Below are 9,760 nucleotides of genomic sequence, written 5' to 3' on the forward strand. Positions count from 1 at the left end.
CATCAATTTTACCCTCGCTGATCCACGAATCAACACCAGTTTACTTGACGATAGGGCTTAACCGAGAAGTATTGGGTTCCGCAGTGATATTCAGGAATCCAAACCCGCAAATCGCTGTTATACAAGCGAAAATCGGTGTCTCTTAACAAAAATCCCAAGTAAATTAACAAGTTACAGGCGATCGCGCTGTGGACTTCTGAACCTCCTGACATAGCAATAATCTCTCCGTTACAGTATTCGTGACGTTCTTCGGCCGTTTCCTCGATCGCCCGGTATTCATCTGGAGTGAAGCGAGTCTTTGTTGCATCTGAAGCAAGGTTTGGCGGGTTGGTTGAAGCAATGACCACGATCGCACCTCCTAAATAATTAGTCCTGAAATAATTATGACCTAAAGCTAGATAATTTTCCTAACCCAGAGGCATTTTTCGGGATTCCATTCAAATTATGGGGTAGTGCTCTGAAGGAAAGGATCAAGATGATAAAACAAAACCAAATTCAAAGAAAAGTAAGCATCTAGAGTTGTAAACTAGCATTATAATGATGCACCAAACGCCAAAAATCAGCAATATGATTTTCCAATTTCTTAGAGAAGGATCAGCTCTTTCTCACCAACCTAGATATTCGTCGAATGGTGCAATTGAAGCGATCGATATAGCTCAACCACTATTTTTATCTACGATGAGGTTTACTGGGCAATACGGTAGTGCTTTTATGTAAAGAATGGAGAAAATTGAGGCGGTTGAGCCTTCAGCATTGCTAATCTGATTTGGTGATTGTAGTCATGAATGAAGTTCCAAATAGCACCCTTGTGATTCTCCAACTTCTTAGAAAACGATAACGTCTTCCTGACTAATCGCGAAATTCGCGGTCTGAGCGTATTATTCAATCTTTCAATGTAACTGGTTAATCCACTTTCCTTATCGACCGACTTATGCCGTTTACGGGCGTACAACCGCAGCATAGGCTTCCCAATGATCCGTATAAATCTTGGCGCATTGGCGATAGACACTCGGTAGGGAATCTCATCATGAGACTCCTCAAAAGACTGGCACAGAGCTCTTATCCTGCATCCTTTACATAAAAGCACTACCGTTATTTATACTGCTACGAGTAGCCAAGCCCGCGTAATGGCAAACAATAAAGTCACTTTATCACTTTTTTAAAGAATTAAATCATTAATTCAACATAAAGATACTTGACAGAATGCAATATTTATGTATTGCTAGATTGTCGCTGAAAAAAGCTCCGACTTCCCCAAGCTAGCGCTGTAGGTAGACGGAGCTTTTTATGAAACCTGCCATCTCAGAAATAGTTAAATTTTGATAGAGATGATTACATTTTATTGAGCTGCGATCGCAATTCTTCCAACTCAGCATCAATCACCGGACTCGCCTCCGAGGTACTAGGAGCAGCCGCAGTTTTACCCGCTGCCGGCAATTGACCTTGAGACACAGAACCTCCAGTCAGTTGAGCTTTCATCTGAGCCAACTCGTCGTCCACATCGCCACCGGCTTCGAGCGAGCGGAAAGCTGCTTCTAAATCGCTGCCGCCAGCCGCCAGTTCTGCTGAAGCTCCCGCGCGAGCTTCTATCTGCAAAACTTTTTCTTCCATGCGATCGAAAGCTGCCATTGAACTGCCAGTATTTAGGGAGCCAATGGTGTTGTTGAGCTGTTCCTGAGCCTTCGCAGCGGAAATTCTCGCCTTGAGCATATCCTTCTTCGTCTTAGCTTCGGAAATCTTGCTCTCCAAACCAATCAAGTTGCGCTTGAGGCTTTCCACCTGACCCGATTGCTGTTCTAGACTGGATTTCAGAGTAGCAGCCGTTTCAGCGTGAGACTTTTTGCGTACCAGAGCTTCGCGGGCCAAAGTCTCGTCTCCTTTTTGCAGGGCGAGTTGAGCGCGCTGCTGCCACTGGTTAGACTGGGATTCAGCTTGATTGTACTGAGTCTGGGTGCGCTTTTGAGCGGCGATCGCGCTGGCAACGGCTTGACGCAACTGCACCAAGTCTTCCTGCATATCCGTAACGGACTGTTCTAAAATCTTTTCCGGGTCTTCAGCTTTGTTGACCATATCGTTAAGATTGGCTCTGACGACTCGGCTAATGCGGTCAAATAATCCCATAATGCTATTTTTCCTGGTGAGGTGTACGAAGTAGGCGGAAAGCAGGCTTGATAGCGTTAGCCCGCGATGGTGAGACTCAGTTGGTCAGATTTTTAGTGCGATCGAGCCTTTGGCAATTTTGCAAACATATAAATACAGTTTAAAGCGATCGAGTCAGTGGTGCAGGCAAGCTGATTGATGCACCTATCTATTGAGTTTAACTTCGATCCGGGAATTCCCCAACACGCTTGTGAAGTATCTCTAGCTCCGCTGTTAAAAATTTTTTGCCTTCCCAACTATTGTGCTGCTGGTTCAGGTTCAGGATGCGGGCGGCTCGCCCGACGGCAATTTGGGTGTATTATTGCCCGGAAGCATTTGTGCTTTCATCGCCTGCAACTCGGCATCGACATCGCCAGCACCTTCGAGAGAGAGAAACTGCTTTTCTAAATCACTGGTTCCGAGTTCGGCGATGGCTTCGGAGCGAGCTTCTAGCTGCATGACTTTCTCTTCCATTTTTTCAAAAGCGCTCAAAGCGCTGCCGGTACTGAGATTTCCCATCATTTCTTGCAGCCTTTCCGAGGCTTTTGCCGATCGAGCCCTGGCAATATACATATCTTTTTTAGATTTTGCCTCAGAAATTTTACTTTCGAGCGATCGCATATTGTCTTTAAGCTGAGTCACAACAGCATTCTGCTGTCCGAGACTAGCTTTCATCGCCGTTGCCGTTTCTTGATAAGATTTCTTGCGCGTCAGAGCTTCCCGCGCCAAATTGTCCTCACCTTTTTGCAAAGCTAGCTGCGCCCGCTGATACCATTCTGTGGCTGTGGACTCAGCTTGCGAACACTGGCGTTCGGTGCGTTTTTGAGCGGCAATCGCCCCTGCTACAGCCTGTCTGAGCTGGATTAAATCTTCCTGCATATCCATTACAGCTTGTTCCAGAATTTTTTCTGGATCTTCGGCCGCCCCGATCAAACTGTTAATATTGGCTCGAATCACTCGCCACAGGCGATCGAATAATCCCATTTTACCTATCTCCCGATTTTCTTAAATTTTAGATTTAGGACTGGAAATTGACAATTTAAAAACCAATTTTGTGTTAGACAAAACATTGATCATTGTCTAGCTTTGTCTAACAATTTAGTGAATTTTTTTCACCCTTTACCTAGTTTATGGTTGATAGTATTGCGGCTTCACCCCTTTTGCTTGGAGTTCCTTTGCCAAACGTTCTGCTGAGGCAGCATCGTTCAAAGCCCCCATTTGAATTTTGACACCCTTTGAGAAGTTCCGCACGTAGGCATCAGGAACTGCGGTTTTGGCTTGTTGCAGCGATTTTTCATTGGTGTAATCGGTGACAACGTAATAGAAACCGTCGGCAGCCCGTGTCGGATTTCCTAGCGGGGCTGTTGCGGCCGGGGCTGCTGCTGCCGGGGCTGCTGTCGCCGGGGATGCGGTGGCAGGCTGGGCTGGGGAGGGTGTTGGAGGCAGTGTCGGCAGAGTAGGGACAGGCTGGGCGGCGCTGGGGCTGGGACTGGGAAGCAAAGCGCTACTCAGATTGTTGAGTCCTTGTTCCCTACCTCTGGCCGGGTTGCCGTCTTCTGTAGGAATCGGGACAGCGCCGATGGGGGCAGGAGGTGCTGCTGGATTGGGCGGGATTGATGCTTTTGGCGATGGGGAAGCAATCGGGCTGGCTGTCGGCTTGACATTGCTGAGAGTGCTCAAATCTAGCTCGACAAATTCTTTGGATGCCAGATTTGGAGCTTTTGGCAGTTCCTTGCTGCTGCTATCTACGACAGTAGCTGCGGGAGTGTCGTTTGGAGAGGGGCTGGTGCGATCGAGCAAACGATTCAGGCCTGCCATTTTAGCCAGACTTGACGGGTGCATAACTGCGTAACCCAAAGCTGTGCAGGACAGCAGAAACAGCAGCATCGAACTCAGTCCCAAGGGCGTTAACAGACTGGCGGCTAAACTCCGTTCTTCTGCGGGCTCGGCTTTTTGTTCATCCAAACTTTCGATCAATTTTTCGCTGGATTCGAGATAGTTGTTGGGTGCCAAGCCACTGCTAGATAATTTTGTGCCTCCCCTAGTAGTAGCTAGCGGGGCATCGCCCTGGATGCCGGCAAGAGATAGGGGCAGGGACAGCGGCTGCTGGGTTTCCTCCGCAGCCTGCGGCGGCAGGTTTTGGGCCTGCTGTTGCTCGGTTGTGCCTGTTTGCTTGCCGCTGCGAACTGATGGCGACACCCACTGTTCGGCGCGCCGCCTGTGCCTTCTGTACGTTGTCAGTTCTGCTTCTAGGTTTACATCCATACACCCCAGGACTGCTTGCAAAGCAGGCTTGATTGGGGTTGATGAGGATTGATGATTTGGGGATTCCACCGAAGAACGCTTACTCATTAGCAAAATTCCTACCGCCTGTGAATTGATTTTAATCTTTTGATTGTAGATAGGACTTACGCACTGTACAAATTTTCTTTGGTGTGCATAACAAGACTGCTTGATCTGCGCGATGCAGAAAGCAGCATCAACTAAAGCTTTTTCTCAAAATTTCTCAAACAATCTGGGAGAATGTATTTTAGTATACTTTTTTTGCTGTTGTATATTTGAACATTTGGGTAAGTGCGTAAGTCCTATGTAGAGATCAATAATAAGCTTTAAAACTTGCCTATTTGAGAATTAGCTGTTTTTGGCGTCAAGGCAACTGCTGCTCTTGAGCCTGCTGTCGATCGCCATTTGCGATCTTTTCATTTTTATTTTAAAACTTAATTGTTGCTTTGTCCCGGAAGCTGCTTATCCAGACTCTAACCAGCTTTTTCCATCTGTAGCAACATTTTATTCATAACATCTCATCGTCGTTCTATATTTGTCGTTTTTATTGATCCCTGACAACTTTATCAACTTTTTACTGTATTTTTACCTACAAAATGAGTAAGGACTGAGCGAATTGTGTCTACATATAACGAAATTATAAATAAATTATAAAATTTGATTATGCTTTGGGGATCGCTACAACCCAGACTGCATAAAGGCTAGGATGCTCTAAAACCTGCTAGCTCCACACACGACAATTAGAGGTGAAACTGATTTACCCAAGAACTTTTATGAAAACTCCATTAACTTCAGCTTGCCGTCACTGCCGCCACTACACTCCTGAAGGGAGACGCGGGGGTATTTGTACTCTGCTGAGCGTGCCGGTGCAAAGCCAGTGGAAATCTTGTTCTTTAGCGGTTTCGCCTTTTGGGCCATCTTGGGAAAACATCACAGAAATTGGACTGTGGCAAGAACCGACTGTGACTCTGCATGAGACCGCCGTCACTGTTTCTGAGCGTAATGCCTGCCAGTTGACAGGCCGGGTGTTAACCTAAAAATCTACAGTAGCAGTTTCGGTATAGTTCGTCCGCAGCAGGAAAACTCTACTCTACTGACGATTTTAGTCGATCGCGCAAATTCCGCTCATTCAACTCACAGAAATCAGCATCTCTAACGTAAATGATCGCATAAAAAAACTAATTTCTCGATCGAGCTACGGCAACCAAGGATATTCACTAAAATCCGGTTCCCGTTTCTCCAAAAAGGCTTGTTTGCCTTCGGCACCTTCCTGGGTCATATAGTACAGCAAAGTGGCATTTCCAGCCAGTTCTTGCAGACCGGCTTGACCGTCGCAGTCGGCATTAAAAGCGGATTTCAAACAGCGAATTGCGATCGGACTTTTTTCCAGAATTTCTCCAGCCCACTGCATCCCTTCTTGTTCGAGTTGTTCCACGGGCACTACGCAGTTAACTAAACCCATTTCTAGAGCTTGCTGTGCGCTGTACTGCCGACACAAAAACCAAATTTCTCTGGCTTTTTTCTGGCCGACTACTCTGGCGAGATAGCTGGCTCCGAATCCACCGTCGAAACTGCCTACTTTTGGGCCGGTTTGTCCGAAAATGGCATTGTCTGCTGCGATCGTTAAGTCGCAAATTAAGTGTAAAACGTGACCGCCACCGATCGCATATCCTGCAACTAAAGCAATCACAACTTTGGGCATCGATCGAATCAACTTCTGCAAGTCGAGCACGTTCAACCGGGGTATACCACCTTCGTCTACATATCCCGCAGAACCTCGCACACTTTGGTCGCCGCCAGCACAAAAAGCGTATTTGCCGTCAGTATGAGGCCCCGCACCGGTAAAGAGGACAACGCCGATTTTTGTGTCTTCGCGGGCATCAGTAAAGGCATCGCACAATTCCTGCACGGTTTTGGGGCGGAAAGCGTTCCGTTTGTGAGGTCGATTGATGGTAATTTTGGCGGTGCCACCGCTTTTGTGATAGAGAATATCTTCGTAGGTTTTGGCGGTTTGCCATTCAATTTGCATATCAATCAAGTTTAAATTTGAGACCGAGTTGGAGCTATTCAGACAGCGATAATTCGCTTTTAGATTTTAGACGGATTCGGACGCATTTCCGGCAAAATAAACCGGGTTTTTACCGTTCTGGCGGGCTGTAACCTCTGTATTTTCCTGAAAAAACCCGGTTTCTGACCACTCGTGCGTCCGCGAATTAATTGAAAAAGCGTCAAATTTTTTTCCTCGTGTCTCACTCTTTTACAGCGAAACAATTTAAATGCGGTGGATTACTGACGCTGCAAAAGACTCAGCAGGTGCTTTGCTGCTTTGGCAAATACTGGATCGCGGGAGGAGAATTCGCTTGGTGCGAGTAAAGCTTGAACTTCGACAAAAGCTTCTGAGTCGAGTTCTCCTTCTTTGGTAAACAAAGTGTCTACGACTGCTATGTGTCTGGGGTCGAGGCCGAGCCGGTTTGCGATCGACTGTAGGTACATTTGCTCCCGCAGGTCGATGTGTCCGTCTACCGCTGACATTTCGTAGCCGGAACCGATCAGCAACAGTTTTTCTGATTCTGAAAAGAAAGCTGTCAGGGTTAGCAGTTCCGTAGGGTTGAAGTAAACCTGCTGTTTGGAGACTCCTTTGACAAGGCGCTGAATTAGTTCTATTCGATGGGGATCGCCAGCAGCAAAGGCTTTTAGCGTCTTTTGCAGCCGTTCTTCTTCTTCAACTGCGATCGTCCTGTCAATAATCATCACTCCCCGCAGGATGGCAATCAGAGCAGTCACAAACACTACCAAAGGAGTGATATCTTGTTCGCGGAGCTTTTGGCGGCTAATCCGGGACAACAGCTCAACAACTTCAGTGCTAATCAGGGTGGTGTCCATAATTCAAAATTACTCTCGATGGGATTGTGGTGTAACTTTATTTATCGATCTTAAGTGTTTTTAGCTAGGCAAGTATGCCATAAATTCCCTAAAAAATTTGTTTTCTTAGCGATCGCACTTAATTCTCTCCACAGCAAGTGGATAAGTAAGACTATATTAAATGTTTTCAGTTACTTAGGTATACCGTGAATTTGCCAACAGAGCCGTTGTCTATTAGTGATTCTAATTATGCTATTCACCAACGCTGGATGACTAGGGCTGTGGAACTGGCACAAGCAGCGGGTGATGCGGGTGAAGTGCCCGTAGGTGCTGCCATTGTTGACGGTGCTGGCAAATTGATTGCCGAAGCGCAAAATCGGCGAGAGCGAGACTGCGATCCGACTGCTCATGCTGAAGTATTGGCGCTGCGGGCGGCGGGCAAGGTTTTGCAAGATTGGCATCTCAACCAATGCACGCTCTACGTGACGCTGGAGCCTTGCCCGATGTGCGCTGGTGCGATCGTCCAAGCTCGGATCGGTCTACTGGTATATGGTGCAGATGACCCGAAAACTGGCACAATTCGGACGGTGGCTAATATTCCAGATAGCGCGCCTTCGTGTCACCGATTGGAGGTGCTAGGCGGTATTATGGAGTCTGTTTGTCGATCGCAGTTGCTGTCTTGGTTTGAAGCCCGCCGGAAAATTTGACAGGTAAAAGTTTGGACTGATACTTTTCGACAATCTTGGTTTGCGATCGCACTGGTGGTCAAAAACCGGGTTTGATGGACGAAAATACCTCGTTGCAGCCCGCAGATGCGGTCAAAAACCCGGTTTATTGGGTCGAAGTGCATCTAAGACTGAATGTTTAATCGAACTTGGCTAATTAGCTGAAATAATAGATGAGTAATTGCCCGATCTTTCCAGGTGGTTGACGAATCTGCTTTTCTGCTGTCTGGTTAGCTAAGGTTTTATCAGTTACAGATTATCTGTGTTGGGGACGATCGGGCGATCGGCAAAATGCCAATAGCAAAAGTGTCCCCATCGAAAGACTAAAGATTTGCCAAGCAACATATCTTTAGACTCTATATATCGATAAAGCAGGGTAATTGCCATGCGCCATACTGCCGCGATCGCCATTGAGTCCAGTAAATCATATCTAGTGAAGCCAATGCCTGCCAAGGTAGCATCTAATACCTCTCGCGTTTCTCCTTGGTTAACCTCCTTGTTCTATCCGCTAGGTCACTATATTGTCCTACCGTTTTATTTTGGCAAGATTGAGATAACCGGACAGGAACACTTGCCGAAAGATGGGCCTGTCATCTTAGCCCCGACGCATCGCTCCCGGTGGGATGCCCTGATGATGCCCTATTCAACGGGACAGAAGGTGACTGGACGCGATTTGCGGTTTATGGTAACTGCTGATGAAGTCAAAGGAATGCAAGGTTGGTTCATCAGACATTTGGGAGGCTTTGCTGTCGATATCAAGCATCCAGCAGTTAGCAGTCTTCGTTACGGTGTGGAGTTGCTCCTCGACAAGGAAATGTTAGTCATTTTTCCCGAAGGTGGCATTTTTCAGGATGGCGAAGTTCACCCTCCTAAGGCTGGATTGGCTCGGTTAGCCATGCAAGCAGAGTTGAGCAAACCGGGTTTGGGGGTGAAGATTGTACCGATGAGTATTCGTTACCGCCCGCGTATTCCTCGATGGGGTTCTCAGGTAAAAATTGCGATCGGCGCTCCGATTTTGGTGGCAGATTATGTTAATGGTGGTAGTGGCAAAAAAGAAGCAAAATTGTTGACGGCTGAACTCGAAATGGCTCTTAAAACTCTTGATGACAGTTGACAGTTAATAGTTGACAGTTGACAGTTGGCAGTTGACAGTTGATAGTTGGCAGTTGACCGAAGGAATAAGTAATTGTGATATAATATTGTTTGGTGCTGTTGAGAGTTGCGGCGCTTATTTTACTTAGTTATATCTGTATTAAGAGCCAGCATTAATGGATTGTGCTTTGAACTTTAAGCCTGGTCAAATTGTCAGTTTAGAATGTGGAGATGCGTGCTTGCATTCAGAGGTGATTCAAGTGGTTGAAGCACGTCAAATTTGTTGGGTGCGCCCTTTGATGTTGGTTGGATTGGTGTCTGGAAAGGATTTCCCGGAAAAGTGGCCGGAAGAATACACTTTATCCGATTTGCGGGATGGTGCGGATTTGTTGTGGCCGCTGAGTTTGTTTCGGGCGGCGCTGGATACGGAGGTGATTTCGTTGTTGACTGAGTTGCAGTCTCTGGACTCTGATCAGAAGGATAGCACGATCGCCTCTCGGCAACTTAGAGATTTTGTCGATCGAGTTTGGGCAGCTTTTCCGAGTGCTTTTCAATAGTCAGGAGTCAGTAGTCAGTAGTGATTCAATACTTCTCGGTTAAGGTCTAAGCGGTACTGAGAATAGAAAAATGAAGCTCCTGGCGCTGAGTACCAGTACCTC

General features: G+C 46.8%; 11 protein-coding genes and 1 pseudogene. 4 read left to right on the forward strand and 8 right to left on the reverse strand.

Going from position 1 to position 9,760, the window contains the following annotated elements:
• Window positions 1–29: 29 nt before the first annotated feature.
• The 5 genes and pseudogenes from QUB66_RS28920 to QUB66_RS28945 form a co-directional block, all read right to left on the reverse strand.
• Window positions 30–347, reverse strand: a complete 318-nt coding sequence (locus QUB66_RS28920) for a Uma2 family endonuclease (protein ID WP_332970699.1) — start codon at window positions 345–347, stop codon at window positions 30–32.
• 362 nt (window positions 348–709) lie between these two features.
• A pseudogene (locus QUB66_RS28930) lies at window positions 710–1,019 on the reverse strand (IS1 family transposase); the annotation flags it as partial.
• A 313-nt stretch (window positions 1,020–1,332) separates the two neighbouring features.
• Entirely contained in the window at window positions 1,333–2,121 is a 789-nt protein-coding gene (locus QUB66_RS28935) for a PspA/IM30 family protein (RefSeq protein WP_265239359.1), read from the reverse strand.
• A 297-nt stretch (window positions 2,122–2,418) separates the two neighbouring features.
• The gene (locus tag QUB66_RS28940; RefSeq protein WP_265239360.1) at window positions 2,419–3,123 is read right to left on the reverse strand and encodes a PspA/IM30 family protein; all 705 of its coding nucleotides are present in this window, start codon (window positions 3,121–3,123) and stop codon (window positions 2,419–2,421) included.
• Between the two features lie 144 nt (window positions 3,124–3,267).
• Window positions 3,268–4,491 (reverse strand): SPOR domain-containing protein, encoded by a 1,224-nt coding sequence (locus tag QUB66_RS28945; protein WP_332970698.1) that lies wholly within the window; start codon window positions 4,489–4,491, stop codon window positions 3,268–3,270.
• Window positions 4,492–5,195: 704 nt separating this feature from the next.
• On the opposite strand from QUB66_RS28945, the gene QUB66_RS28950 reads away from it, so the two are divergent.
• Window positions 5,196–5,459 (forward strand): hypothetical protein, encoded by a 264-nt coding sequence (locus QUB66_RS28950; RefSeq protein ID WP_332970697.1) that lies wholly within the window; start codon window positions 5,196–5,198, stop codon window positions 5,457–5,459.
• Window positions 5,460–5,617: 158 nt separating this feature from the next.
• On the opposite strand, the gene menB is transcribed toward QUB66_RS28950, so the two are convergent.
• Both menB and QUB66_RS28960 read right to left on the reverse strand, forming a co-directional pair.
• On the reverse strand, window positions 5,618–6,451 hold the full coding sequence (gene menB / locus QUB66_RS28955) for a 1,4-dihydroxy-2-naphthoyl-CoA synthase (RefSeq protein ID WP_265239368.1): 834 nt from the start codon (window positions 6,449–6,451) through the stop codon (window positions 5,618–5,620).
• A gap of 257 nt (window positions 6,452–6,708) precedes the next feature.
• Complete coding sequence (locus QUB66_RS28960; protein ID WP_265239364.1) at window positions 6,709–7,305, reverse strand: TerB family tellurite resistance protein; 597 nt, start codon at window positions 7,303–7,305, stop codon at window positions 6,709–6,711.
• 248 nt (window positions 7,306–7,553) lie between these two features.
• Between QUB66_RS28960 and QUB66_RS28965 the strand changes: the two genes are divergently transcribed.
• The gene (locus QUB66_RS28965; RefSeq protein WP_265239369.1) at window positions 7,554–7,991 is read left to right on the forward strand and encodes a nucleoside deaminase; all 438 of its coding nucleotides are present in this window, start codon (window positions 7,554–7,556) and stop codon (window positions 7,989–7,991) included.
• A gap of 267 nt (window positions 7,992–8,258) precedes the next feature.
• Here the strand turns inward: QUB66_RS28965 and QUB66_RS28970 are convergent, their stop codons facing one another.
• Entirely contained in the window at window positions 8,259–8,396 is a 138-nt protein-coding gene (locus tag QUB66_RS28970) for a hypothetical protein (protein ID WP_265239365.1), read from the reverse strand.
• Here QUB66_RS28970 and QUB66_RS28975 point away from each other — a divergent pair.
• The gene (locus QUB66_RS28975) at window positions 8,395–9,123 is read left to right on the forward strand and encodes a lysophospholipid acyltransferase family protein (protein ID WP_332970696.1); all 729 of its coding nucleotides are present in this window, start codon (window positions 8,395–8,397) and stop codon (window positions 9,121–9,123) included. The two genes, QUB66_RS28970 and QUB66_RS28975, sit on opposite strands and share 2 nt — an antisense overlap.
• Before the next feature lie 154 nt (window positions 9,124–9,277).
• A complete protein-coding gene (locus tag QUB66_RS28980) occupies window positions 9,278–9,658 on the forward strand; it encodes a hypothetical protein (protein WP_332970695.1) in 381 nt (126 codons plus the stop codon).
• Window positions 9,659–9,760: the final 102 nt, after the last annotated feature.

The organism is Microcoleus sp. A2-C3, assembly GCF_036706065.1.
GTDB lineage: Bacteria > Cyanobacteriota > Cyanobacteriia > Cyanobacteriales > Microcoleaceae > Microcoleus.